The following is a 23,777-nucleotide window of genomic DNA, read 5'->3' as shown; positions in this document are numbered from 1 at the left end:
GACCATGGAAACTCAAACGCATGAACAGGCCAAGGAAGTCGAAGCGCTGGTGGACGAGCTGAACGCCGTCATCCTGCCCGAACCCTCTGCCGATCTGGTGCCGCTGCCCGCAGCCGATGCGCCCACCGCCGAGCAAATCCGCACCCGCATGGCGGAACTCGACATGACGGACACCAATTCCATTGTCTCCTTCGGCTCCGCCGCCCAGGCCGAGCTGCAACAGATCTCTCAGGCCATGCTGGCCGGTGTGAAGAACGACGATGTCGGCCCCGCCGGCGACTCCTTGCGCGAAATCGTCGGCACCATCCGCGGCTTTTCCGTCGATGAGCTGGACCCCAACCGCAAGCGGTCGTGGTGGGAGCGTCTGTTCTCCAAGGCCAAGCCGGTGCATGACTTCCTCGCCAAATACGAGGACGTGCAAGAGCAGATCGACAAGATCACCGACAACCTGCTGGCCCATGAGCACACGTTGATGAAAGACATCAAATCGCTCGACAAGCTGTATGAAAAGACGCTCGATTTCTACGACGAGCTGGCCCTTTATATCGCTGCCGGTGAAGCCAAGCTGGCCGAGATGGACACCGAGACCATCCCCGCCAAAGAGGCCTCCGTCAATGCCGCGCCCGAGGCCGATCAGGTCATCAAGGCGCAGGAATTGCGCGACATGCGCGCCGCGCGGGACGACCTCGAACGCCGGGTCCATGACCTCAAACTGACGCGTCAGGTCACGATGCAATCGCTGCCCTCGATCCGTCTGGTGCAGGAAAATGACAAAAGCCTCGTCACCAAGATCAACTCGACCCTCGTGAACACCGTGCCTTTGTGGGAGACGCAGCTTGCGCAGGCCGTCACGATCCAGCGCTCCACCGAAGCGGCCAAGGCCGTCAAGGAAGCCACCGATCTCACCAATCAGCTTCTGACCCAGAACGCCGCGAACCTGCGCGAAAGCAACCGCATGGTCCGCGAAGAGATGGAGCGCGGCGTCTTCGACATCGAAGCGGTGAAAAAGGCCAACGAAGACCTGATCGCCACGATCAACGAAAGCCTGCAAATCGCCGACGAAGGCAAGCGCAAGCGTGCCGAGGCCGAGACCGAGATGGCCAAGATGGAGGCCGAGTTGCGCGACACGCTCGCGTCGGCCTCCGCGCGGCGCCTCGCGGCCGATGGGGCGACACCGCCCCCCGCGCCGCAAGCCTGATCCAGACGGGAGGGCCCAGATGCATATCGCACGCCTCCGGGCCCTCCCCAGCCTTGCCGCCGCACTGGCGCTCGGCGCCTGCGTCACCGTTGCACCCGACACCTCGCCGCGCCCCGAGATCCGCGAAGACCTCCCGCCGCCCGAGCCCTCCGCCGAAAGCATCGCCTTTCGCAATTACTACCAATCGGTGCAGGCGCAGCTGATCGCCAACGGCCTGTTGCGCACCGACGGCGGCGGCCCGGACACCCCGTTCTCCGCCCGCCAACTGGCCGCGAATTTCGAACGCATTGCGCTTTACGACGAATATACGTTCGAAAATGGCCGCTTCGTCGAACGCCAGACGCCCGCGCGCCTGCGCCGCTGGTCCGCGCCGGTGCGCCTGCAGGCCCATTTCGGGCCCAGCGTCGATGACACCCAACGCGCCGAAGACCGCTCGGTCCTTTCGACCTATGCCACGCGGCTGGCGCGGGCCACCGGCCACCCGGTGCGCAGCGTCAACACCGTCGGCAATTTCCACGTCCTCTACATGAGCACCGACGCGCTGGCGAGCTCCGGCCCGCTGCTGCGCGAGCTGGTGCCGGGCATCTCGGATGCGACCGTGCGCGAGATCGAAAACCTGGGCCGCTTCACCTTCTGCTCGGTCTACGCGTTCAACGAACCGGGCAGCAGCACCTATGTCGCCGCGATCGCCGTGATCCGCGACGAACACCCCGACCTTCTGCGCCGCTCCTGCGTGCATGAAGAGGTGGCGCAGGGCCTTGGCCTGCCCAACGACAGCCCCGCGGCGCGGCCCTCGATCTTCAACGACGACGAGGAATTCGCCCTTCTGACCCGCCATGACGAGCTGCTGCTGCAAATGCTCTACGACGACCGCCTGCCCCTCGGCCTGGCCCCCGACGAGGCACCCGGCACGATCACGGCGCTGGCCGAAGAGCTTCTGGGCGGGCCGTCTTGAAGGACCGCATGATACGCCGCAGGATACGACACATGGCACACCTCCGCCCCCTTCTCCGTCTCGCGGTCGTCCTCGCGGCCCTCGGCACGCCCGCCGCCGCGCAAGACGCCACCAATTGGCTGCGCCAGGAGATCGGCCTGCCGACAGAGCTTCATGTCTCCGAGATGTGGCATCCGCGCGGCGGGCAGCTTTACGCCACCGATCCGCTGACCCTGTGGGCGACCGGGGACGCGGCGCTATCCGTGCCCGATGCCCCCGCCCGCCTGATCGGCCTTCTGGAGCGCACTCAGGGCCGCGCCGCGCTTATGGCACTGATCTGGTCCAACGCGCCCGTGGCCTGCGGTTACGACCTTACCACCATCGGTGTGGACACCGGCCTCGCCGGGTTCCTGACCCCCTCCGATGTCCGCGCGGTCGACGCCTATGCCGACCCCTCCAGCGGCCCCTACCACGGCACCTATGCCGCGCAACTCGACGCGGCGGTCCCAACCATTCCCTTCATCGCCGAACTGCCCTCCGGCGCGCGCTTCCCGGTCTCGGGCTCCGGCTGGGGCGATGGCGGCTATCCGGTCGTCAGCCTCCACGATGCCCAGGGCAACATGGTCGCCCTCTACACCCAGTTCATCGCCGGCACGGACGATTGGCTCCTGCCCGAACCCTGCACAGACCTTGCAGGATGACGCCCCCACGCGCGCCTGCGCGCGCGTCATTGCCGCCCTCGCGACCGCAACCCTTTGCGGCCCCGTATCGGCACAGGACATCGGGACGCTCCTCGGCCTGACCGGCCCCAACGGTATCCCCCTTGGCCAATGGGTGATGGAGGGCGACCGCGTCGCACCATCGGACCTCTTCCTTCGGCCCGATGTCGCCGCCACCGGCATCCCCGTCCCGCACACCACCCCCTATGCTCTCACACGCCAGACGCCGGAAACCGGCGCCCATGCCCTCCTGGCGCTGGTGTTCTCGGACGCGCCCGTCCAATGCGCTGAAGTGGTCGGGACCTTCCCCCTCGACACCGGTTACGCGGCTTTCATGACTGCCGCAGACGCCGATGCGCTCTCTGCCTACGGGGCTTCCATCGCCCGGACCGGCGCGGACCCCGCGCAGCTTACCGGCAATCCACTCGGGCCTGACCACGCGGCCTTCGTCACCCTGCCGGACAACACGCGTTTCCCGGCCGCCGCCGTCCAGTTCGAGGGCGAGTTCCCGCTGTTCGCCTTCTACGATGCCGATGGCGGGCTGGCTGCATTGGCGGGGCTCTTCGGGCTCGATATCCGCAACGGCCCCGACCTGCCGCCCTGTGGCGCGCCAGTCTCCTGACCCTGTCCGCGCCCGGACCGAACCGGGCGTCCGGTGAAAGACGCTCCGGGTTTCCCCCTGCTCACAAACCTGTGGCGGCACGCATCGCATCCCTATATGTTTCCTGAAAACAGACGCACTTCTAGCAGGGGGACCGCGACCGCCATGCCCATAATGGATTTTCTCAAAGGCCAGTTCATCGACGTCATCGAATGGACCGATGACACCCGCGACACCATGGTCTACCGCTTCGAGCGCTACGGCCACGAGATCAAATACGGCGCCAAGCTGACGGTGCGCGAAGGTCAGGTGGCGGTGTTCATCCACGAAGGCCAGCTCGCGGATGTCTTCACCCCCGGTCTCTACATGCTCGAGACCAACAACATGCCGATCATGACCTCGTTGCAGCATTGGGATCATGGCTTCAACTCGCCATTCAAATCCGAGATCTACTTCGTCAATACCAACCGCTTCACCGACCTGAAGTGGGGCACGAAGAACCCGATCATGATCCGCGATTCTGATTTCGGGCCCACCCGCGTGCGCGCCTTCGGCACCTATACCGTTAAGGTAAAGGACGCGGGCCTCTTCATGACCGAGATCGTCGGCACCGACGGTGAATTCACCACCGACGAGGTCACGTTCCAGATCCGCAACATCATCGTGCAGCAATTCAGCCAGGCGATGGCAGGCTCCGGCATCCCGGTGCTCGACATGGCCGCCAACACCGGGCAGCTCGGGGATCTTGTGGCCGAACGGATCTCCGACACCATCGGCTCCTACGGCCTCACGCTGCCGGAACTCTATATCGAAAATGTCTCCCTGCCGCCCGCGGTCGAAGAGGCGCTCGACAAGCGCACCTCAATGGGCGTCGTCGGCGATCTGAACCGCTACACGCAGTTCCAGACGGCCGAAGCCATGGCCGCCGCAGCCTCCACGCCCGGCTCGGGCATGGGCGAAGGGCTTGGCATGGGCATGGGTATGGCGATGGCCAACCAGATGGCCAACAACATGCACATGGGTCATCAGCAACCGCACCAGGCCGCCCATGCCGCCCCGCCGCCCCCGCCCGTCGAACACGTCTGGCACGTGGCCGAGAACGGGCAGACCAAAGGCCCCTTCTCCAAGGCCGATATGGGTCGCATGGTCGCCGACGGGGCGCTCGCGCGCGACACCATGGTGTGGACCGCCGGGCAGGACGGGTGGATGCAGGCGGGCGATGTGACCGAGCTGGCGCAATTGTTCACCGTCATGCCACCGCCACCGCCGCCCCCCGCACCCTGATCGGCGCTTCACGGCCTCACCCGATCCGGGTGGGGCCTTTTTTTCGCCCTCTTCGAAGACTTGAAGAGAAGATGTTTACCGAACGCTGAGTTTTTGAGGTTAGTCCTGGGAGGAAACCCAACCGCAGCCGTTCCGCAGGAACCAAGCCCCTGAACGACAACCGCCCCCCCATGAAACATGTCGACGAGATACACCTGTCCGACAATGACAACCTCCTTGAGGTTGTCAGCAAGCTGCAGCTTGCCGTCGCGGCCTCGCGCATGGGTGTGTGGGAATATGACGAGCGCACCAACAGCGTCCATTGGGACGACCGGATGCTCGAAATCTACGGCATCACCGATGGGCTCAACAACCGCCCCGATGATTTCTGGGAACGCCACATCCACCCTGACGATGTCACCGACATGGTCGCTTATGCCGATAAATGTCGCCGCGAAAACAGGGACTTCCAGCACGATTACCGGATCATCCGCGAAGACGGCGCGGTGCGCCACATCCGCAGCCTCGCGCGCACCCTGACGGTCCCCGGGGGCAAAAGCCGGCTGGTCGGCGTCAACATCGATGTCACCGACGATTACCTGCGTTCCGAGGAATTGCGCAAGGCGCAGGCGCAGCTCAAACATGACGCCCGCCATGATGCTCTGACCCGGCTCGGCAACCGCCGCGCGCTGGACGAGGCGATGATCGACGCCTTCGCCCTGATGACAGAGCGTGACCAGTTCTGCCTGATCCTGCTCGACCTCGACCATTTCAAGGAGGTGAACGATTCTCTCGGCCACCTTGCAGGCGATTTCATCCTCTCCAACGTCGGTGAAATCCTGCGCTCGACGCTCGACGCACTCGCCTGTCCCGCGCCGCGCGGCACCGCGTTCCGCGCGGGCGGCGATGAATTTGCCATCTTCTTCCCCACCGCGCCCGCGCAGGACGATCTCGATGCGCTATGCGAGGCGCTGGTGTTCCGCATCGGCTCGCCCATGGAGTTCGAGGGGGAGGAATGCTTCGTCGGGGCCAGCATCGGCTACGCCATCGGCACCGGCCCGCCCGACAATCCGTCTGCCGTATTCGCCGAGGCCGACACCGCCCTCTATGAGGTCAAGCGCAATGGGCGCAGCGGCTATCGCGCCTATTCCGACAGCCTCGCCTCCAAACCCGCCGATGCCACCAACGTCCGGCGCGACCTGCTCAACGCGCTCACCAATGACGAGTTTGTCTGCTGGTATCAGCCGCAATTCGATGCCCAATCGCTCGGGGTCGTCGGGGCGGAGGCGCTGGTGCGCTGGATGTGCCCGCAGCGCGGCCTGCTCTCGCCCGCGGCATTCCTGGGCGATGCCTCGGACCTGAAATTGCTCGACGAGATCGACAATCGCGTGCTGCACATGGTCGCCTCGCAGCAGAACAGATGGCGCGCGGACGGGATCGATTACCCCACCATCGCCGTCAACACCTCCGCCGAACGCCTCGCCCGCCCGGAGTTCATCGACACGATCCGCCTCGTCCTCGGCCCGCAGCACAAGGTCGCCGTCGAATTGCTGGAGACCTCGTTCATCGACAAGGTCGACGCCACGACCACAGCCAATCTCGACGCGCTGCGCGAGCTTGGCATTCGCATCGACCTCGATGATTTCGGCTCCGGCCATTCCTCCGTCATCGCCCTGCAAGCCCTCAAGCCGCATATCGCCAAGATCGACCGCAGCCTCGTGTTGCCCCTCGAAGAAAACCCGCGCCAGATCATGACGCTGCGCGCGCTGTGCCGGATTGCCCGGCTCGAAGGCGCGCGCACCGTGATCGAAGGCCTCGAAAACGGCATGCTTCTGGCCGCGACGCGCTATCTCGATTGCGATGTTCTTCAAGGCTACGCGCTGCAACGCCCGATGCCGGCCAGTGATTTCAGCGCGCTTTTGCGCCGTTCCGGAGCCGCACCAGAGGGGCGCTGATAAAAACGCAAAGCCAGAGGCGCGCACTCATAAAATAAAAATGCCAGAGCCCGCGCTTGTAAAAAGGTAACGCCGGAGCGCGCGCCCTTGAAAAACCAATGCCGGAGGGCGCATTACAAAAAAGCCCGGAGCCGTGCCCAACAGGCCTTATTCATTCTTATACTATAATCACTTTATGTCATAAAATCAGATAATTGACCCCTTTGTGCACACGTGCACAGCCTCACATCATCCGTTTCAGAAGCCCGTCTTTCTTGAAAATCTGATGGCGCAGCACCAGCCCTATATGCGTCACCATCGCCGCCAGAAGGATCCACCCCGCCACGATATGCGCCCATTTGAACACGTCACGCAGCGTATCATCGCGCGGCAACGGCCGCGGCATCTCCCAGATCCCGAACAGGTTCACACCGTAATGGCCGTACATGACGTAAAACCATCCCGTGATCGGCATGATCAGCATCGCCGCGTAAAACACCTGCTCGACCCGGTGGATCAGCGCCTGTTCAAACGTCGACAGCGTCGGCGCCCATGGCGGCAGCTCGCCCACCCGCCGGTTGATGATCCGCAGCACGGCCACCACCAGCGCCACCAGGCCCAGCGATTTGTGCCAATTGTAATAGGTATTCGTTTCGATCCCGGCGAAACTCGAATTGAACCCGATGGCCACCATGATGTTGCCGCCGAGATATTGCGTGGCGAACAGGATCACGATCAGCCAGTGAAACAGTTTGGTCAGGCTACCATAACCTGCGGCGGAATTGGTCAGGGGCATCTTGGTGGTCTCCTGCGGCCCGTGCGGCACATCAAGCCATGCTGGTCCGAAGGCGGCGCAGATTCCAGAAGAAAGTGCGCCCTATACCCGCGCAAGCCATCACATCTTCATCATTCCTCAACGCAAGCCTGTCACCAAAGCCCCGACCCCACAGCGCAAAGGCCCCGAAATGCAGCAATTGGACCCGGTGCAATTCAGCCGGACACAGGCGCAGGTCAGCGATCTGGTCACCGCCGACCGTGCCTTCGATCTGCTTTACCATCTGTGCGAGGCGCTCCACGAACATCGCTTCGCTGCAACCTCCGCGGTGCTTGAAACGGCACTCGACACCTATCTCGATGAAAGCGCCCGCCTCAACCCGCCCGCGCCGCGACACGCGACCGTGCATGTCGCGACCGATGCGGATTGCCCGCCGCACGCGCTGTCCCGCCTGCGCCAGGCCATCGACCGGATGCGCCGTATCGAGGACGGCTACACCACGCCGCCGTGATCCGCGTGCGTCACGCCGCCTTCCACTCCAACCGCCGCCCATGCAGCACCGGTTCCGTATAGCCCGACGGCTGCGCCCGACCCTTCAGCACCAGATCAAGCGCCGCCGCATAAGCGATCCCGTTGAAGCCCGGTGCCATCGGGCGATAGGCCGGATCGTCTGCGTTCTGCTGATCCACAACCTCCGCCATCCGCCGGAACACCTCGCCGACCTCGATCTCGTTCACCACCCCGTGGTGCAGCCAATTCGCGATATGCTGCGCCGAAATCCGGCAGGTCGCGCGGTCCTCCATCAACCCCACACCGTTCAGATCAGGCACCTTGGAGCAGCCCACGCCCTGGTTCACCCAGCGCACCACATAGCCCAGGATGCCCTGCGCATTGTTTTCCACCTCGCGGATCACCTGCTCCCGCGTCCAGCGCCGATACGCGGCCAGCGGAATATCCAGAAGCGCCGTCACATAAGCGCGCCGCCCGCCCGCTTCCAGCCGCGCCTGCACCGCCGCCACGTCGACCTTGTGGTAATGCAGCGCATGCAGCGTCGCCGCCGTCGGGCTCGGCACCCAGGCGCAATTCGCGCCCGCGCGCGGATGTTCGATCTTCTGCTCGATCATCTCGGCCATCGCATCGGGTTTCGCCCACATGCCTTTGCCGATCTGCGCGCGCCCGCGCAGCCCGCATTCCAGCCCGATATCCACATTCTGGTTCTCATAGGCCGTGATCCAGCCCTTGCGCTTGATGAAATCCTTCCGGCTAAACGGACCGGCCTCCATCGAGGTGTGGATCTCGTCGCCGGTCCGGTCGAGAAACCCGGTGTTGATGAACGCAACCCGGTGTTTCGCGGCCCGGATACACGCCTTGAGGTTCACCGACGTGCGCCGCTCCTCATCCATGATCCCGAGCTTGACCGTGTATTGCTCCAGCCCCAACGCCGCCTCGACGCGCGTGAAGATCTCATCGCTGAACGCCACCTCCTCGGGCCCGTGCATCTTCGGCTTCACCACATAAACCGAGCCCGCCGCGCTGTTGCCGCCCGCCCGCGCAAGGTCATGCTTGGCGATCAGTACCGTGATCATCGCATCCATCAGCCCCTCAAAGACCTCCGCCCCGTCGCGCAGCAGGATCGCGGGATTGGTCATAAGATGCCCGACATTGCGCACCAGCATCAGCGCGCGACCCTTCACGGACACCTCTTCGCCCTTCGGCCCGACAAACACCCGGTCCTCGGCCAGGCGCCGCGTCACATCGCGTTCGCCCTTGCGGAATGTCTCCTCCAGATCGCCTTTCATCAGCCCCAGCCAATTGCCATAGGCCAGCACCTTGTCCTCGGCATCGACGCAGGCCACGCTGTCCTCGCAATCCATGATCGCGCTGACCGCCGCCTCCATCCGCACATCGGCCAACCCCGCCTGATCGCGCGCACCAATCGGATGCGCGCGGTCAAACACCAGCTCCACATGCAGGCCGTTGTTGACCAGTAGCACGCTGTCGGGAGCTTTCGCGCGGCCGGTATGGCCCGCGAATTGCGCCGGATCGGCCAGCGGCTTGTCGTCAATCAACAACGCGCCCTGATCTACGTAGTATCGCCGCACATCGGCATGGGACGCGCCAACAATCGGAAACGCCTCGTCCAGAAACACCCGCGCCCGCGCCACGACCCGCGCGCCACGGCCCCGGTCATAGCCGCCCGGCGCGGGCAGGCTGCCCATCGCATCGGTGCCATAAAACGCGTCATACAAGCTGCCCCATCGCGCATTCGCCGCATTCAGCGCAAAGCGCGCATTGGTGATCGGCACGACCAGCTGCGGCCCCGCCACATGGGCAATCTCGGGGTCGATCTTTGTCGTCTCGACATGGAACGCATCGCCCTCAGGCACCAGGTAGCCGATCTCTTCGAGGAAGGCCTTGTAGGCATCGGGGTCGTGGGGCTGAACGCGACGCGCGATATGCCAGTCGTCGATCTGGCTTTGCAGCCCCGTGCGCTTGTCCAGAAGGGCCGCGTTTTTCGGGGCCAGATCGTGCAGAAGCTCCGAAAACGAGGCCCAGAACGCGTCGGCTTCGGTGCCCGTGCCGGGCAAGGCCCGCGTCTCGATGAATTCTGCCAGCTCCGTGGCGACCTGCAATCCGTTCCGCTCGACCCGATCTGCCATGGCCTGCGCCCCTCTCAAAGTATGCTCCGGTATACTTGGCGGATTACGGCGAAACCGGGCCGGAGGCAACCGACCTCAGCGCGGCGTTTCCGCCGGGGCATCACCGCGATTTTCCGCACAATCCGATCGCCGTTCCGCCCGGCACCGGTCCGAGCAATAGCGCACCTCGTCCCAAACCTTCGCCCATTTCTTGCGCCAGCTGAACGGACGCCCACAGGTCGCGCAGTCTTTCTGGGGGAGATCGGATTTCTTGCGCATCTTGGCCATGGGGGCAAGATAGGCGGATTGGCGCGCGCGACCAGAGCGCGGTTTTTGCATTTTCAGGGGCCAAAATTCGGCATGCTCAGCGCATCCGCGGCGACCACAGACGCCGCCCCTGATGGGCGCGGGCGGTGTCCAGCCGCAGGCCTTCCGACCCCGACGACAGCGCCACCGCCCCTGTCCGCGACAGGACCATCGGGCTGAGCAGCAGGCAATCCGTCGGCGGCTGCGCATTGGCCGCGCCCAAGCGCATGCCGGGCCCGATTTCCGGTGCCATCAACCGCGCCAGCGTCTCCGCCTCCGCCGCGACAAGGGGCGCGGGCGGGTCGTCGGGCCAGGTGTTCACCACCACGATGTCATGCACCTCACACGCCGCCAGCGCCGCGCGCGACGCCGCCTGGCCCGTCCCGTGCCACAGGGTCTGCGCGCCGATCTCAACCATTTGTCCGTCGCCCGCCGGCACCCATCCCGCGCGCGTGGCCGCCCCGTCCTGATCCGCGAGATCTCCGTCGTTTTCCAGCCAGATCCGCGCGACAAACCCGTCACCGCGCGGGCGGCTCAACGCTCGGCCCGCCTCGGTCATCTGGCCCACCAACCCGCCGCTTTCCGAGATCAGCACCGCGGGCCGCTCTGACCCGCTCCAGATCCAGAACGCGATCACGACCGGCGCCAGCATCGCCCACCGCGCCCGCCCGTTCCACAGGCACAGCCCAATGCCGCCCAACGCAATCATCGCCAGCACCAGCCCCGGCGGGCTCGCCACCATGTCCACCGCTCCGGGCAAATCCGCGACCCGTGCCGCCACGCCGAGGATCCATTCCAACGCCCGCTCCATCACCCAGAACGCCACCCACGACAGGCCGAACGGCGTCAGCAACAGCGCCAGGACCGAGAACGGGATCACCACCGACCCCATCACCGGCACCGTCAGAAGGTTCGCGATCAAGCCGTAGACCGCCAACCGGTTGAAATGCGCCGCCGCGAACGGGGCCGTCGCGCCCCCCGCGACCACCGATGATACGACCAACGCCCAAACGCCCTTCACCCACCCCGGCCATTTGCGCATCCACGGCGCGCCCTGCAGGCCATTGAACACCGCAACCAACGCCGTTGTCGCGGCAAAGGACATCTGAAATCCCGGCGACAGAAGCGTCTCGGGCCGGTGCAAAAGCACGATGATCGCGGCAATCGCGACCGAGCGCAGGGTGATCGCGCGCCGATCCAACAGCACCGCCGTGAACATCACCGCGACCTGGATGAACGCGCGCTCCGTCGCCACGTTGCCCCCCGACAGCGCCAGGTAGAACGCCCCCGCCCCCAGCGCGCCCACCGCCGCCCATTTTCGGATCGGATAACGCAGCGCCAGCACCGGGATCAACGCCAGTCCGAAGCGCAGTGCGGAATAGACAAACCCCGTCAAAAGCCCCATGTGCAGGCCCGAAATCGCCAACAGATGCGCGATGTTGCTGTCGCGCATGTCCTGCACCGGGCCCTGATCCAGCCCCGACCGATCACCGGTCAGAACCGCTGCGGCAAAGGCGCCGGGCTGGCCAGGGATCGCTGCCTGCACCGCTGCCGACATCCGCATCCGAAGCGAAAACAGCCGCTGATCGCCGGGCTCCGGCGGGGTCAGCAGAAGTGCCGGGACGCGGGTGTAGCCGACCCCCCCCAGCGATTGAAACCACGCGTGGCGCTGAAAATCGAAGCCGCCGGGCTCCGCCGCGCCGCCAGGGGGGCCGAGATGCCCGGTCATCATCACCACCGCGCCCGGCACCGGATCGAGGAACACCTGCTCGCCATGCAGCGACACCCGCACGCGCCGCGGCACATTGCGCACATCGTCCAGCCGCACCCGGTCCAGCGTCAGCCGGATCGCATCACTGGCCGAGCGGTCGATGCCCACGATCCGACCCTCGATCGCGCCGTAATACCGAAATTCCATCACCGGACCGGCCACCTGATGCGCGCGCAGGCCTGCAACGCCAAGCCCCACCGCCATCAGCGCCAGCGCAATGCCAAGCGGCCCAAGCCCCTCGCGCCGCCACACCAGCAGCCCGATGCCCAGCGCAAAGACCGCCGCCGTGCCCGCGTAAAACCCGACCCCCGGCTCCATCGGCAACGCGAAATAGACGCCAACCCCGATGCCAAGGCACACCGCCGTCCACGGCATCAGCGCCCCGCGCTGGCCTTGCTGGATCGCGTTCACCGCGCTGATGGCCGCGCTGGCCTTCACCCTTGTCGCCCCTCCGCAACGGGTTTACTGACCCGCGAACCCTGCCATGAACGTGGTTTAGGAATGGTTAACGGTGCCGGATCTCCGTCACCCGCTGGAAAGGTTTGTCGATGTCCCAAGAGGCTCAGATCGTCACCCGCATCGCGCCATCGCCGACCGGCATGATGCATATCGGCACCGCGCGCACGGGGCTGTTCAACTGGCTCTTCGCGCGCCGACATGGCGGCAAGTTCCTGCTGCGGATCGAAGACACCGACCGCGACCGCTCCACGGCGCAGGCGACGCAGGCCATTCTCGACGGCATGGCTTGGCTGGCTCTTGACCATGATGGCGAAGCCGTCAGCCAGTTCGAACGCGCCCCCCGCCATCGCGAAGTCGCCGAGCAGATGCTGGCCGACGGCACCGCCTACAAATGCTTCTCGACGCAGGACGAAATCGCGGCCTTTCGAGATGCCGCCCGCGCGAACGGCGACAGCACGCTGTTCCTCAGCCCCTGGCGCGATACGCCCGTGGCCGACCACCCCGACGCGCCGTATGTGATCCGCCTCAGGGCGCCGCGCGACGGCACCACCGTCATCGCCGATCAGGTGCAGGGCGACGTCACGATCCAGAACGCGACGCTCGATGACATGATCCTGCTGCGCTCCGACGGCACGCCCACTTATATGCACGCGGTCGTGGTCGACGACCACGACATGGGCATCACACACGTCATTCGCGGCGACGACCACCTCAACAATGCCGCCCGTCAGATCCAGATCTACAATGCCATGGGCTGGCCGCAGCCGGTTTGGGCCCACATCCCGCTGATCCACGGCGAGGACGGCAAGAAACTCAGCAAACGCCACGGCGCGACGGGCGTGATGGAATATGCCGAGATGGGCATCCCGGCGGCGGCGATGCGCAACTACCTCGCCCGGCTCGGCTGGTCCCATGGCGATGACGAATTGTTCACCGACGCCCAGGCCCGCGACTGGTTCGACCTCGAGGGCATCGGCAAATCGCCTGCGCGCCTCGACATGAAGAAACTGGCCAATGTCACCGGCTGGCACATCGCGCGCACCGACGATGCCGATCTGGTTAGCCAGATCACCGATTTTCTCGCCCTCACCGACCAACCCGCCCTTTCGCAGACGCAGCAAAAGGGCCTTGAGGCCGCGATGTATTGCCTCAAGGAGCGGGCCAAAAACCTGCCCGATATCCTCGATAAGGCTCGGTTTGTACTGGAAAACCGGCCGCTCACGCTGGATGAAAAGGCCGTGACATCGCTCGATCCGGTATCCCGTGGTATACTGTTTGAATTGACTGCGCAGTTGCAGAATGCTAGCTGGTCCCGAGACACGCTGGAGGGTGTTCTGAACACCACCGCAGACTCCCATGGGTTGAAATTCGGCAAGCTTGCCGGACCGCTGCGCGCGGCCCTGTCGGGACGGACGGTCAGCCCTTCCGTGTTCGATATGATGCTTGTCTTGGGCCGGACTGAAACCCTCGCCCGACTGACAGACGCGGCCTCCCTCGACACCTGACGCGGGGGGCACTCAGGGGGTGATCCACCCCCGCCCCCCACCGGCATCCCGCCGGTGCGCCAGTTGCTTGAAGGGACGAACATGGCCGAAGATCAGACCAGAACCGCCACCTTGACGATTGACGGCACATCCTACGATTTGCCGATGCATTCGCCCACCGCAGGCCCCGATGTGCTCAACATCGGCAAGCTCTACGGACAGGCGGGCGTGTTCACGCATGACCCCGGCTTCACCTCCACCTCGGCCTGCGAATCGTCGATCACCTTCATCGACGGCGGCAAGGGCGAGCTTCTGCACCGCGGCTATCCGATCGACCAACTCGCCGAGCAATCCCATTACCTCGAAGTTTGCTTCCTGCTGCTTTATGGCTACCTGCCGTCCAAGGATGAGCTCGAGACATTCGAATACACCATCACCCGCCACACCATGCTCCACGAGCAGATGGCGAACTTCTTCCGGGGCTTCCGCCGCGACGCGCACCCCATGGCCGTCATGGTCGGCGTGGTCGGCGCAATGTCGGCCTTCTACCACGACAGCACCGACATCAACGATGAACGCCAGCGCGAGATTGCCTCCCACCGCCTGATCGCCAAGATGCCAACCATCGCGGCCTGGGCCTACAAATACACCATCGGGCAACCGTTCGTGTATCCGCGCAACGACATGTCCTATGCGGCAAACTTCCTGCGCATGTGCTTTGCGGTTCCGGCCGAGGAATACGTTGTCGATCCGATCCTTGAGACCGCGATGGATCGCATTTTCACGCTTCATGCCGACCACGAACAAAACGCCTCGACCTCGACGGTGCGCCTCGCCTCGTCCTCCGGTGCAAACCCTTTTGCCTGCATCGCGGCCGGCATCGCCTGTCTCTGGGGTCCGGCCCATGGCGGCGCGAACCAGGCCTGCCTTGAGATGCTCGAAGAGATCGGGACCGTTGACCGGATCCCCGAGTTTATCGCCCGCGCCAAGGACAAGAACGACGATTACCGCCTGATGGGCTTCGGCCACCGCGTCTACAAGAACTTCGATCCCCGCGCGACGGTGATGAAGAAATCCGCGGACGAGGTGCTCAACCTTCTGGGCGTAGAGAACAATCCAAAGCTTCAGGTCGCCAAGGCGCTCGAAAAGGCCGCCCTCGACGATCCGTATTTCTCGGACAAGAAACTGTTCCCGAATGTCGATTTCTATTCCGGCATCATTCTGGAGGCGATGGGCTTCCCCACCTCGATGTTCACCCCGATCTTCGCGCTGTCGCGGACCGTTGGCTGGATTTCGCAGTGGAAGGAACAACTCGCCGATCCCGCCCTCAAGATCGGCCGCCCGCGGCAGCTCTACATGGGCGAGACGATGCGCGACTACGTCCCGATCGAAAACCGCTGATCTTGCGCTAACCGGGCCCTGGTCGCGCGCTGATCAAGGTCCCGAAGAAACGCAAAACGGCCGCCCCGCCACCGGGCGGCCGTTTTCATGTTTGCGCGCCGCTCGAGCCCGGCTCACGAGAACGCAGGTTTCCGGAATCATCCCGTTCAGATGCATGCATATCCGTTTCGCTGAACGAAGCTCACGCCGCTTCCGCGGCCAGCAACCGGATCCGCTCCACCATTGCCCGCACCCCGTTCGAGCGTTGCGAGGACAGGTGCTCATCAAGGCCCAGGCGCCCCAATTCCGCCGGTGCGTCCACCTCCAGCACGTCCGCATGGCTCAAACCGCCATATAGCGCGTGCAAAACCGCGATCAGACCGCGCACGATAATGGCGTCGCTGTCGCCTTGAAAATCAAAGGTTTCGCCTTTGATCCGGGGCAAAATCCACACCTGGCTGGCGCAGCCATCGACCTTGGTGGCGGACACTTTGACCGCCTCATCCAATGGGTCCATCGCCTTGCCCAATTCGATGACATGACGGTAGCGCTCTTCCCAATCATCAAGGAATTCAAAGGTTTCCGCGATTTCTTCAAAGGCTTCGCTGGCCATATCTTTGCTCCTGCGGGCTGTGTCCCCCGTGACCTAGGGGCTGCACCGGGCAAGGTAAAGGGGCGTGGGTGTGGGCGAGACTTCCCAACCTGCGCGTGATCCGGTAGGCCATGGTGTGATTGAAGTCCGAAAGGTCATCAGATGCTTCTGCGCGCCCTGCTCGTGTTCTCCTTGTGCCTCACCGTCGCGGCCTGCGGCAACAGCCGTTTGAACCCGCTCAACTGGTTCAGTGGCGACCGCGAGGAACGGGTCCGCGTCGACCCCGATGCCGCCGGCGGAACGCCCACCGACCCGCGTAGCTTAGTCACTGAAATCACGCAACTTTCCATTGAAGCGACCACCTCCGGCGCGATTCTGCGCGCCACCGGCGTGACGCCCGCACAGGGCTATTTCGCCGCTGAATTGGTGCTGGCCGAGGCCGAAGATGGTCAGCTTTTCTTCGACTTTCGCGCCGCCGCCCCCACCGGTGCCCCGCTCCCGGGCGTGCAGACCATAACTGCGGGCGTGACCCTGACGAATGGAGAACTTGCCGGGATCCGGTCGATCACCGTCATAGCCGCCCAGAACCGGCGCACGGTATCGCGATAAATGACGTGAACTTCGGCGCGTAGACGTCTGCAACCAAAGGATGTCAGAGCTTCACAATCCTGACCTTCTGCCCCTTGGCCGACAAGGCAACCTCTCCGTTCAGAAGCCGTTCCGCATCCGATCCAAACACCTCGTGCCGCCACCCCGACGACCAAACGCCTTCGATATGGCCGGACGCGATATCATCCAGATCACTGGACGACGCGATCAATTTCGGAGCCACCCCCGCCGCCTCCGCCTTGGCCTTCAGCAGCACGCGCAACAAATCCGCCAGCGCCGGGTTGAGGTTTGAGCGATCCTTACCCTGCGTCGGTTTCGGCACCTCGGAATTGGGCACCGCCAGCCCCCGCGCCACCGCCTCGATCAGCCCTTCGGCAATCGCCCCCTTGCGCGCATCGCGCAAAAGCAGGCGCGATTTTCCTAAATCGCTCAAGGACTTGGGCTTTGTTCCCGCAAGCTCCATCAAGGCGTCATCCTTCAGAACCCGGTTGCGCGGAATGTTGCGTTCCTGCGCGTAGGTCTCGCGAAACGCCGCCAATTCGCGCGCAATCGCAACCATCCGTCCCGAGTTCGAACGCAGCTTGAGGCGCCGCCACGCCTCCTCCGGCCGAACCACGTAATTGCCCGCATCGGTCAGCTGCGCCAATTCTTCCTCAAGCCAATGCGTGCGCCCGGTCTTCGCCAGTTCGGCGGACAAATGCTCGTAAATCTGCCGCAAATGCGTGACATCCGCGATCGCATAGGTCTTCTGCGCATCACTCAACGGACGACGCGACCAATCGGTAAACCGGCTCGATTTATCCAGCGACGCCTTTGCGATCTTGCGCACCAGCGTCTCGTATCCGACCTGATCCCCAAAGCCGCACACCATCGCCGCAACCTGCGTATCAAACAGCGGTGTGGGCACCACGTCGCCTTCCACATGGAAGATCTCAAGATCCTGCCGCGCGGCATGGAAGACTTTGACAACATTTGGGTTTTTGAACAGCTCATAGAGCGGATCGAGGGAAATCCCATCCGCCAGCGGGTCGATCAGAACCGCGTCGCTTTCATCCTCTCCGGGCAGCGCAACCTGCACCAGACAGAGCTGTGCGAAGTAGGTCCGCTCGCGCAGAAATTCGGTGTCGACGGTGACATACGGCACATCTGCGGCACGGGCGCAGAAGGCGGCAAGATCGGCGGTGGTGGTCAGGGTCGTGGGCACGGGTTTGGTGTTCGTCTTGTTGGGAAAAGTTCCATCGCAGCCTGATAAAGGAGGTTCGCGGTGAAGGAAAGGGAGCGGCGGCGATGTGCGCCCGAGTGTGGCGGCGCGCCCATGACCTTCGGTGCCTCTCGGTCGCCCAAACGTCGCCCGTTTCGGCTCAGGGAAGACGCACCGGCCTGCGATCCCCGGCGACAAACCGGCGCAGAACCTCGGGGTAAAGCTGATGTTCAAGCGGCAGGATCCGCGCAGCCAGGCGTTCGGGCGTGTCACCAGGCTCGATCGGGACCCGCGCTTGGCCCAGAACAGGGCCATCATCAAGCGCAGGCGTCACCTCATGAACAGAACATCCCGCCTCTGCGTCACCGGCTTCGATCGCGCGCGCATGGGTGTTCAAGCCTTTGTATTTCGGCAATAAAGAAGGATGGATGTTGAGCATACGCCCCGCCCATTGCCCCACAAACCCCGCCGTCAGCACCCGCATGAATCCCGCAAGGCAGATCATGTCGGGCGCGTAACCCGCCAGCGCCGTCTGCAGCGCGTCCTCAAAGGCCGGACGGTCAGCCGCAAAGGGGCGGTGGTCGACGCAAATGGCCGGAATGCCCATCGCTGCGGCGCGCTCCAACCCGGTCGCATCAGGCCGGTTCGACACCACCACGCAGGGCCGCGCCGGGTGATCGCCATGCATCGAACGGGCCAGCGCCACCATATTCGACCCACCGCCGGAAATCAGGATCGCGACGCGTTTGCTCACGCAAGCTGTCCTGAGTAGCGCACGCCTGCGCCGGTCGTCACAGTGCCGATGCGGAACACTTGTTCACCCTCGGAGCTGAGCTGCGCGCTGAGCGTTTCCGCCGCATCGGGGGCGACCACCAGAACCATACCGATCCCGGCGTTGAACGTCTTGAGCATCTCTGCCTGATCCAACCCGCCTTCCTGGCTGAGCCAGCCGAAAACCGGCGGCAACGGCCAGGCCGACAGATCAACCGACACGCCAAGCCCCTCGGGCACCACCCGCGGCAGGTTCTCGGTCAACCCGCCGCCGGTGATATGCGCCAGCCCATGCACCCCGCCCGCGCGGATCGCGCTCAGCACCGGTTTGACGTAAAGCCGCGTCGGCGCGAGCAAGGCCGCCCCAAGCGAGGCTTGCGCAAACGGCGCGGGCGCGTCCCAGCCAAGGCCCGTGCGCTCCACCACACGCCGGACCAGCGAATAGCCGTTTGAATGCACCCCGTCCGAGCCAAGTCCCAGCAGCACATCGCCCTCGGCCACATTTTCCGGCAAGGTCGCGCCGCGATCCACGGCTCCGACCGCAAAGCCTGCAAGATCGAAATCGCCCGGCGCGTACATGCCGGGCATTTCCGCCGTCTCGCCCCCGATCAGCGCGCAGCCGCTCTCGGCGCATCCCTTCGCGATGCCTTCCACGATGGTGGCGGCGGCCTCGACCTCAAGCTTGCCAGTGGCGAAATAGTCGAGGAAAAACAGCGGCTCCGCCCCCTGACACACCAGATCATTAACGCACATCGCCACCAGATCGACGCCGATCGTGTTGAAATGGCCGGTGTCGATCGCGATCTTGAGCTTGGTGCCCACCCCATCGGTCGCGGCCACCAGAACCGGATCGTCGTACCCCGCCGCCTTGAGGTCAAACAGCGCACCGAACCCGCCAAGGCCAGCCATGACGCCGGGCCGTTTCGTGGCGGCTGCGGCGGGTTTGATCCGGTCGACCAAAGCGTTTCCCGCGCCGATATCGACACCTGCCTGCGCATAGGTCAGTGCCGGTTTTCCATCGTCAGTCATCGCGAATATCCCCCGAATGCGACCGATGCGCGTGCGTTAGCAGCACCCGCGCAGGAGGTCCATGCACCACCCCCACCACCATCGCGCATTCCGCCCAATTTTAGACAAATTGGCGGGCTATCGTTTCGAAAATTGCAACAATAAGACCACGGGGCAGTCCATGGCAAACGGTCGGAAAACCGAGATCTTCTTCATCGTCGATGGCGCGCGGCTTGAAGCGCAGGCCTGCCTGCTTGCGCCCAGTTTGAAGCAACACCTGGCCGCTCATCAGCGCACGGTGGCCTATGTCCGCGAGGATTACCGCGCGGCGCTCGATCCGCTGACCCTCGACATTCTGATGGCCTCGGACGTGGAATTGCGCGACATACCCGGCACCAACGGCGGGCACGCCCCCTGGGCCGCGCCCTACCCGCATGGCAACAAGATCCTCGCCGCCGCCTGCCCGCGCGATTGCGACATCTCCGTCTTTCTCGATACCGACACCATCCTCGCCGCGCCGGTGGATTTCGAAGCGGAACTGGGCGAGGCTCATATCGCGGCCTGCGTCTCGGACTACGCCGCCTCCGTCGGCAGCGACGCGGATTGGGCCGCCTTTTACGAAACATTCGGGCTGGAGCCGACGACCGATCGTGTGCGGTACAATGGCGGGCGGCGGATCGTGTCCTACCCCTATTTCAATGCAGGCGTGGTGGTTTTCCGCGAACGCACCGACGATGGCCATCCCACCCAAATCGGCAGCGATTGGCTCGCGGCGGCGATATATTTCGAACGCGAAGTGCAGCGCGACTACGCCCGTTCCAACATCGACCAATTCACCCTTCCCATCCTTGGATATCTGCGCGGTGCACCGGTCAAGGCCTTGTCGCAGCACATGAATTTCAACATTCAGGGATTCGGTGACGCCGATGCCATCCGGCAGAAGATCGTGCACTACCATCGGCTTGGCGTGCTCTGGGCCCATCGCACCCATGGACGTCAGGCTTTGGAGCGATTGGTTGAACTGCACGGGACGGACGCACCCGAAGCGTTTCTCGATGCCTTTGGAGCCCACGCGAAACGCAAGCGGATGAAGCACCATATCGAGGCGCTTCGACAGACCATGGTGGCTTCAGGCCTTGCCGCCACCGCCCCCCGCACGGCTGCCAATCCATAAAAACAGCGCCAGCATCACCACCGCACTTGCCGTGATGATCAACAGATTGCCAAGGCCCTGCCCCGCCACCACGGCGGCCTGAAACTGCGGCATCAGCAGGGCAGGAAGGCCTACGTTCACCACCGCGTAGACCGCGACCATCACCGCCCAGATCCGCACCCATCCACCCAGGTCGATCGCCTCCGCCGCGCGCCGCCTGGTATATATGCCGATCTCGACCGCAGGCACGGCGGCAAGGATCACAATTGTGGCCGGTGTGTTAGGAACCCCGGTCAGCGCAAGAAGGCCAACGTAGAGGATGCGCAGCCCGATGAGCCACGCGAGATAGCGCAGGGCAATCAAGGCAAGCGGTGGCATGGGCGACCTCGGATCAGGGAAAATATGCGCCTGCCGGGGGTAAAGGATCGGGCGCGGCTGTGCAACGCACCGCCACCGCTTCCCACCGGCCTGTGGCTCTGCTACGTCTGGCGCGGCAAAACGGGGGCCTGTAGCTCAATTGGTTAGAGCAGAGCGCTCATAACGCTTTGGTTGCGGGTTCAAGTCCTGCCGGGCCTACCATCCTTCCCCAACATGCCGCGCAGATCCGCAGATGCGGTCATTTTTTTGGCAATCTGGCCGGGTTTCGGGACACATGCGTGTGAGCGGGCTGGACCAGATGGGCATCTTCATCGGATATTCAGCTTACCGAACGACCCTCATATGCCTAGGAGGGTGCCAAAATGAAGCACATCAAACTTGTCATGTTCATGTTGGACCACGCCTCAGCGCGCGCAATAGACCGTGCCGGGGCGGATTGGATCGGTGGCGACACACGCCGTGCGCGTGCAGATGCACACGAAAAACTGGCGGTTCAGGCCACGCGCGCCTTGCTGGCGCAGCATCGCGGTTAAGCTGCGCCAACATGGGCTTTTCTAACGGCGCTGTCGCTCAGCGGTAGCGGATGCGCAATGTGGTCAGGCAATAGCTATTGCGGTAGGACCCGACCCAAATGTTGTAGGTCCCATCGCCCATCGCAGGCAGTGGAATCGCCGGATCAAGGCCACGACCGATGTCGTAATTGTCGTCGTCAAACGCTATCTGGCCGTTTGGCGTCTCGATCAAGAGCGTCGGATCACAATCGCTTTCCGCAATCACTTCCACCCCCCGCGATCCGGCATTGCTCAGACGCATCGTCAGGGTCGGCGCGACGTTCACGTATCCGACCATGTAGAACCGCTGACAGTCCCACGCGTCGATCTGCGTGCCTGCGATGACTTCGGTGCGGATGCCACGGTTCAACTGCGATCCGTCAACCTCAACCACAGCGCCGGTCGAGCCGAGCGCCGGGCATTGTTGCGCAGAGGCCAGCGCGGCGCCGGACAGCGTAAACAGGGCGGCAAGGGTCAGGGTTTTGATGCGCATGAGGCATTTCCTTCATAAAATGTGAAACCTATCAACACCTTGAGTAAAGCGGGCTTAGTTGCACCGGGTCAAGCCAATGACTCAGGTCCGGCCCGGTTCGGTTGACCTGCGGCGCGCAAAGCATAGCCAAAAAGACAGGTCAGCGTGGGAGCGTCAGATCCACCCGCAATCCCCCAAGCGCCGCACTGTCGCCAAGCGTAAGGGTGCCGCCATGCCGCCGCGCGATATCGTCGGCAATCGCAAGCCCCAGGCCGACGCCCGAGCCTTGGTTCTGGTTGCGTGCGGCGTCAAGCCGGATGAACGGGCGCAGTGCATCGGCGCGCCGGTCCCGTGGGATCCCTGGCCCGTCATCTTCCACCGTGAACTGCAGCGTGCGCTCCAAAAGCGTCACCGTCAGCCGTGCCGTTTTGCCATAGCGCAACGCGTTCGAGACAAGGTTCATCAGCGCGCGCTGGATCGCCACCGGACGCAGCTGCACGTCTTCGGCTGCATCGGGCAGAATTAGGTCAACCCGCGCCCCGCCGCGCCGCGCATTTTCAGCCACCCGCGTCGCCAGTGCCACCGGATCGCCCGGCTTCGGATCATCCAACGCATCGCCCCGCACGAAATCGAGGAAGGTGTTCAATAACGCTTCCATCTCTTCGACATCGCGGGTCAGGTCCTCACGATCCGGTCCTTCGTCCATCATCCCAAGCGCCAGACGCATCCGCGTCAACGGCGTGCGCAGGTCATGGCTGACCCCGGACAGCATCAACGTGCGCTGCTCCATATGCCCCTCGATCCGCGCGCGCATGTCCAGAAACGCACGCCCGGCCGAGCGCACCTCGGTCGCCCCCGACGGGTAATACTTCACCGGGCGCCCCTTGCCGAACGCCTCTGCCGCGCCCGCCAGACGCCGGATCGGGCGCAGTTGGTTGCGCAGGAACAGGTAGGCCACCATCGTCATGAGGATGCCGGTCGCCACCATGATCACCAGCAATTGGTGCGGCGCGCGCGATGACACCCGCCGCCGCGAGGCCGTGAAGGCGACCGGCGCCCCTTGCCCCCGGTCCACCAAGATTTCGACCTCGCTTTCGTTGCTTTTCAGATCGACCCCTGCAAACCCCGGAAGGACGCGCTCCAGCACCGCGATCACGGTGATCCCGGAAATATCGTAGAAATACAGATGCGTACCGCCATCGAAACGTGGCGCGCCAACGCTGATTTCAAGCTCGTTGGCCATCGCAAGCGCGGCCGCTTCGCCTTCTGTCTCCCACGTGCGCAGGATCAGGTTCAGATCAAGGCTCAGGGCGCGTGTCAATTGGGCCGCGACGTCTTCAAAATGCCGTTGAAGGAAGACCGAACTGACAACCAGTTGGATCGTCACCACCGGCACGATCAAGATCAACGCAGCGCGCCCGTAAAGGCCGCGGGGGAGGATGGATTTGATCAAGTTCTCCAATCGCATGCCCCCCTATACCCGGTTCCTGCCCCGGCGCGACAGGTTTGACGCGTACGACAGGGCCCATATACTCCGTCGCGCACGCGCCGCGCCTGCGGCCGTTCGAACGCGGAGGTC

The 23,777-nt window shown here is 64.0% G+C and carries 23 protein-coding genes and 1 tRNA gene; 13 read left to right on the top strand and 11 right to left on the bottom strand.

The window, feature by feature from the left end:
- The first annotated feature begins 4 nt into the window (after positions 1 to 4).
- From V8J83_RS02245 to V8J83_RS02220, 6 genes are all read left to right on the top strand, one after another.
- Positions 5 to 1,198 (top strand): toxic anion resistance protein, encoded by a 1,194-nt coding sequence (locus tag V8J83_RS02245; protein ID WP_339983049.1) that lies wholly within the window; start codon positions 5 to 7, stop codon positions 1,196 to 1,198.
- A 19-nt stretch (positions 1,199 to 1,217) separates the two neighbouring features.
- Entirely contained in the window at positions 1,218 to 2,153 is a 936-nt protein-coding gene (locus V8J83_RS02240) for a DUF2927 domain-containing protein (protein ID WP_339983047.1), read from the top strand.
- A 32-nt stretch (positions 2,154 to 2,185) separates the two neighbouring features.
- Positions 2,186 to 2,833: a hypothetical protein gene (locus V8J83_RS02235; RefSeq protein ID WP_339983044.1), complete on the top strand. Its 648-nt coding sequence runs from the start codon at positions 2,186 to 2,188 to the stop codon at positions 2,831 to 2,833.
- Positions 2,823 to 3,473: a hypothetical protein gene (locus V8J83_RS02230; RefSeq protein WP_339983042.1), complete on the top strand. Its 651-nt coding sequence runs from the start codon at positions 2,823 to 2,825 to the stop codon at positions 3,471 to 3,473. Before V8J83_RS02235 ends, V8J83_RS02230 begins: the two co-directional genes overlap by 11 nt.
- A 144-nt stretch (positions 3,474 to 3,617) precedes the next feature.
- Positions 3,618 to 4,736, top strand: coding sequence for an SPFH domain-containing protein (locus V8J83_RS02225; RefSeq protein ID WP_339983040.1), 1,119 nt, complete (start codon positions 3,618 to 3,620; stop codon positions 4,734 to 4,736).
- A 170-nt stretch (positions 4,737 to 4,906) separates the two neighbouring features.
- Positions 4,907 to 6,670 (top strand): putative bifunctional diguanylate cyclase/phosphodiesterase, encoded by a 1,764-nt coding sequence (locus V8J83_RS02220; RefSeq protein WP_339983038.1) that lies wholly within the window; start codon positions 4,907 to 4,909, stop codon positions 6,668 to 6,670.
- A 223-nt stretch (positions 6,671 to 6,893) separates the two neighbouring features.
- Here V8J83_RS02220 and V8J83_RS02215 read toward each other — a convergent pair whose 3' ends face one another.
- On the bottom strand, positions 6,894 to 7,445 hold the full coding sequence (locus V8J83_RS02215; protein WP_339983036.1) for a cytochrome b: 552 nt from the start codon (positions 7,443 to 7,445) through the stop codon (positions 6,894 to 6,896).
- A 169-nt stretch (positions 7,446 to 7,614) separates the two neighbouring features.
- On the opposite strand from V8J83_RS02215, the gene V8J83_RS02210 reads away from it, so the two are divergent.
- Positions 7,615 to 7,935: a hypothetical protein gene (locus tag V8J83_RS02210; protein WP_339983034.1), complete on the top strand. Its 321-nt coding sequence runs from the start codon at positions 7,615 to 7,617 to the stop codon at positions 7,933 to 7,935.
- A gap of 10 nt (positions 7,936 to 7,945) precedes the next feature.
- On the opposite strand, the gene V8J83_RS02205 is transcribed toward V8J83_RS02210, so the two are convergent.
- From V8J83_RS02205 to V8J83_RS02195, 3 genes are all read right to left on the bottom strand, one after another.
- Positions 7,946 to 10,084 carry a malate synthase G gene (locus V8J83_RS02205; RefSeq protein WP_339983031.1) on the bottom strand — a complete coding sequence of 713 codons (2,139 nt, stop codon included), beginning with the start codon at positions 10,082 to 10,084 and terminating at the stop codon, positions 7,946 to 7,948.
- A 75-nt stretch (positions 10,085 to 10,159) separates the two neighbouring features.
- Positions 10,160 to 10,351 (bottom strand): DUF2256 domain-containing protein, encoded by a 192-nt coding sequence (locus V8J83_RS02200; RefSeq protein ID WP_339983028.1) that lies wholly within the window; start codon positions 10,349 to 10,351, stop codon positions 10,160 to 10,162.
- 76 nt (positions 10,352 to 10,427) lie between these two features.
- Positions 10,428 to 12,578 carry a ComEC/Rec2 family competence protein gene (locus V8J83_RS02195; RefSeq protein WP_339983025.1) on the bottom strand — a complete coding sequence of 717 codons (2,151 nt, stop codon included), beginning with the start codon at positions 12,576 to 12,578 and terminating at the stop codon, positions 10,428 to 10,430.
- A gap of 110 nt (positions 12,579 to 12,688) precedes the next feature.
- Between V8J83_RS02195 and gltX the strand changes: the two genes are divergently transcribed.
- The gene (gltX, locus tag V8J83_RS02190; RefSeq protein ID WP_339983023.1) at positions 12,689 to 14,104 is read left to right on the top strand and encodes a glutamate--tRNA ligase; all 1,416 of its coding nucleotides are present in this window, start codon (positions 12,689 to 12,691) and stop codon (positions 14,102 to 14,104) included.
- An 81-nt stretch (positions 14,105 to 14,185) separates the two neighbouring features.
- On the top strand, positions 14,186 to 15,484 hold the full coding sequence (gene gltA / locus V8J83_RS02185) for a citrate synthase (protein ID WP_339983021.1): 1,299 nt from the start codon (positions 14,186 to 14,188) through the stop codon (positions 15,482 to 15,484).
- A gap of 181 nt (positions 15,485 to 15,665) precedes the next feature.
- On the opposite strand, the gene V8J83_RS02180 is transcribed toward gltA, so the two are convergent.
- Positions 15,666 to 16,076, bottom strand: coding sequence for a SufE family protein (locus tag V8J83_RS02180; protein WP_339983019.1), 411 nt, complete (start codon positions 16,074 to 16,076; stop codon positions 15,666 to 15,668).
- A 141-nt stretch (positions 16,077 to 16,217) separates the two neighbouring features.
- On the opposite strand from V8J83_RS02180, the gene V8J83_RS02175 reads away from it, so the two are divergent.
- Positions 16,218 to 16,664 carry a hypothetical protein gene (locus V8J83_RS02175; RefSeq protein WP_339983017.1) on the top strand — a complete coding sequence of 149 codons (447 nt, stop codon included), beginning with the start codon at positions 16,218 to 16,220 and terminating at the stop codon, positions 16,662 to 16,664.
- Positions 16,665 to 16,707: 43 nt separating this feature from the next.
- On the opposite strand, the gene rnd is transcribed toward V8J83_RS02175, so the two are convergent.
- From rnd to purM, 3 genes are all read right to left on the bottom strand, one after another.
- A complete protein-coding gene (gene rnd, locus V8J83_RS02170; RefSeq protein ID WP_339983015.1) occupies positions 16,708 to 17,868 on the bottom strand; it encodes a ribonuclease D in 1,161 nt (386 codons plus the stop codon).
- Positions 17,869 to 18,025: 157 nt separating this feature from the next.
- Positions 18,026 to 18,619 carry a phosphoribosylglycinamide formyltransferase gene (purN, locus tag V8J83_RS02165; protein WP_339983012.1) on the bottom strand — a complete coding sequence of 198 codons (594 nt, stop codon included), beginning with the start codon at positions 18,617 to 18,619 and terminating at the stop codon, positions 18,026 to 18,028.
- A complete protein-coding gene (gene purM, locus V8J83_RS02160; protein WP_339983009.1) occupies positions 18,616 to 19,665 on the bottom strand; it encodes a phosphoribosylformylglycinamidine cyclo-ligase in 1,050 nt (349 codons plus the stop codon). Before purM ends, purN begins: the two co-directional genes overlap by 4 nt.
- A 160-nt stretch (positions 19,666 to 19,825) precedes the next feature.
- On the opposite strand from purM, the gene V8J83_RS02155 reads away from it, so the two are divergent.
- Positions 19,826 to 20,818: a GT-B fold glycosyltransferase domain-containing protein gene (locus V8J83_RS02155; RefSeq protein WP_339983007.1), complete on the top strand. Its 993-nt coding sequence runs from the start codon at positions 19,826 to 19,828 to the stop codon at positions 20,816 to 20,818.
- On the opposite strand, the gene V8J83_RS02150 is transcribed toward V8J83_RS02155, so the two are convergent.
- On the bottom strand, positions 20,774 to 21,175 hold the full coding sequence (locus V8J83_RS02150; protein ID WP_339983005.1) for a hypothetical protein: 402 nt from the start codon (positions 21,173 to 21,175) through the stop codon (positions 20,774 to 20,776). The two genes, V8J83_RS02155 and V8J83_RS02150, sit on opposite strands and share 45 nt — an antisense overlap.
- 124 nt (positions 21,176 to 21,299) lie before the next feature.
- Here V8J83_RS02150 and V8J83_RS02145 point away from each other — a divergent pair.
- A tRNA-Ile gene (locus tag V8J83_RS02145) sits at positions 21,300 to 21,376 on the top strand.
- A gap of 161 nt (positions 21,377 to 21,537) precedes the next feature.
- Complete coding sequence (locus V8J83_RS02140) at positions 21,538 to 21,708, top strand: hypothetical protein (RefSeq protein WP_339983002.1); 171 nt, start codon at positions 21,538 to 21,540, stop codon at positions 21,706 to 21,708.
- 37 nt (positions 21,709 to 21,745) lie between these two features.
- On the opposite strand, the gene V8J83_RS02135 is transcribed toward V8J83_RS02140, so the two are convergent.
- A complete protein-coding gene (locus tag V8J83_RS02135; protein WP_339983001.1) occupies positions 21,746 to 22,219 on the bottom strand; it encodes a hypothetical protein in 474 nt (157 codons plus the stop codon).
- Positions 22,220 to 22,358: 139 nt separating this feature from the next.
- Positions 22,359 to 23,666 carry an ATP-binding protein gene (locus tag V8J83_RS02130; RefSeq protein WP_439649747.1) on the bottom strand — a complete coding sequence of 436 codons (1,308 nt, stop codon included), beginning with the start codon at positions 23,664 to 23,666 and terminating at the stop codon, positions 22,359 to 22,361.
- Positions 23,667 to 23,777: the final 111 nt, after the last annotated feature.

It is taken from the genome of Gymnodinialimonas ulvae, assembly GCF_037543845.1.
GTDB lineage: Bacteria > Pseudomonadota > Alphaproteobacteria > Rhodobacterales > Rhodobacteraceae > Gymnodinialimonas > Gymnodinialimonas ulvae.
This window is presented reverse-complemented; position numbering and strand designations above follow the sequence as displayed.

Bases quoted from the DNA above. Each gene is read 5' to 3' on its own strand.
- V8J83_RS02180 (WP_339983019.1), bottom strand. From the start codon at position 16,076: ATGGCCAGCGAAGCCTTTGAAGAAATCGCGGAAACCTTTGAATTCCTT.
- V8J83_RS02215 (WP_339983036.1), bottom strand. From the start codon at position 7,445: ATGCCCCTGACCAATTCCGCCGCAGGTTATGGTAGCCTGACCAAACTG.
- V8J83_RS02140 (WP_339983002.1), top strand. From the start codon at position 21,538: ATGAAGCACATCAAACTTGTCATGTTCATGTTGGACCACGCCTCAGCG.
- V8J83_RS02135 (WP_339983001.1), bottom strand. From the start codon at position 22,219: ATGCGCATCAAAACCCTGACCCTTGCCGCCCTGTTTACGCTGTCCGGC.
- V8J83_RS02220 (WP_339983038.1), top strand. From the start codon at position 4,907: ATGAAACATGTCGACGAGATACACCTGTCCGACAATGACAACCTCCTT.
- V8J83_RS02150 (WP_339983005.1), bottom strand. From the start codon at position 21,175: ATGCCACCGCTTGCCTTGATTGCCCTGCGCTATCTCGCGTGGCTCATC.
- V8J83_RS02210 (WP_339983034.1), top strand. From the start codon at position 7,615: ATGCAGCAATTGGACCCGGTGCAATTCAGCCGGACACAGGCGCAGGTC.
- V8J83_RS02130 (WP_439649747.1), bottom strand. From the start codon at position 23,666: ATGCGATTGGAGAACTTGATCAAATCCATCCTCCCCCGCGGCCTTTAC.
- purM (WP_339983009.1), bottom strand. From the start codon at position 19,665: ATGACTGACGATGGAAAACCGGCACTGACCTATGCGCAGGCAGGTGTC.
- gltX (WP_339983023.1), top strand. From the start codon at position 12,689: ATGTCCCAAGAGGCTCAGATCGTCACCCGCATCGCGCCATCGCCGACC.
- V8J83_RS02205 (WP_339983031.1), bottom strand. From the start codon at position 10,084: ATGGCAGATCGGGTCGAGCGGAACGGATTGCAGGTCGCCACGGAGCTG.
- V8J83_RS02235 (WP_339983044.1), top strand. From the start codon at position 2,186: ATGGCACACCTCCGCCCCCTTCTCCGTCTCGCGGTCGTCCTCGCGGCC.
- V8J83_RS02200 (WP_339983028.1), bottom strand. From the start codon at position 10,351: ATGGCCAAGATGCGCAAGAAATCCGATCTCCCCCAGAAAGACTGCGCG.
- V8J83_RS02240 (WP_339983047.1), top strand. From the start codon at position 1,218: ATGCATATCGCACGCCTCCGGGCCCTCCCCAGCCTTGCCGCCGCACTG.
- V8J83_RS02245 (WP_339983049.1), top strand. From the start codon at position 5: ATGGAAACTCAAACGCATGAACAGGCCAAGGAAGTCGAAGCGCTGGTG.
- V8J83_RS02225 (WP_339983040.1), top strand. From the start codon at position 3,618: ATGCCCATAATGGATTTTCTCAAAGGCCAGTTCATCGACGTCATCGAA.
- V8J83_RS02155 (WP_339983007.1), top strand. From the start codon at position 19,826: ATGGCAAACGGTCGGAAAACCGAGATCTTCTTCATCGTCGATGGCGCG.
- gltA (WP_339983021.1), top strand. From the start codon at position 14,186: ATGGCCGAAGATCAGACCAGAACCGCCACCTTGACGATTGACGGCACA.
- V8J83_RS02175 (WP_339983017.1), top strand. From the start codon at position 16,218: ATGCTTCTGCGCGCCCTGCTCGTGTTCTCCTTGTGCCTCACCGTCGCG.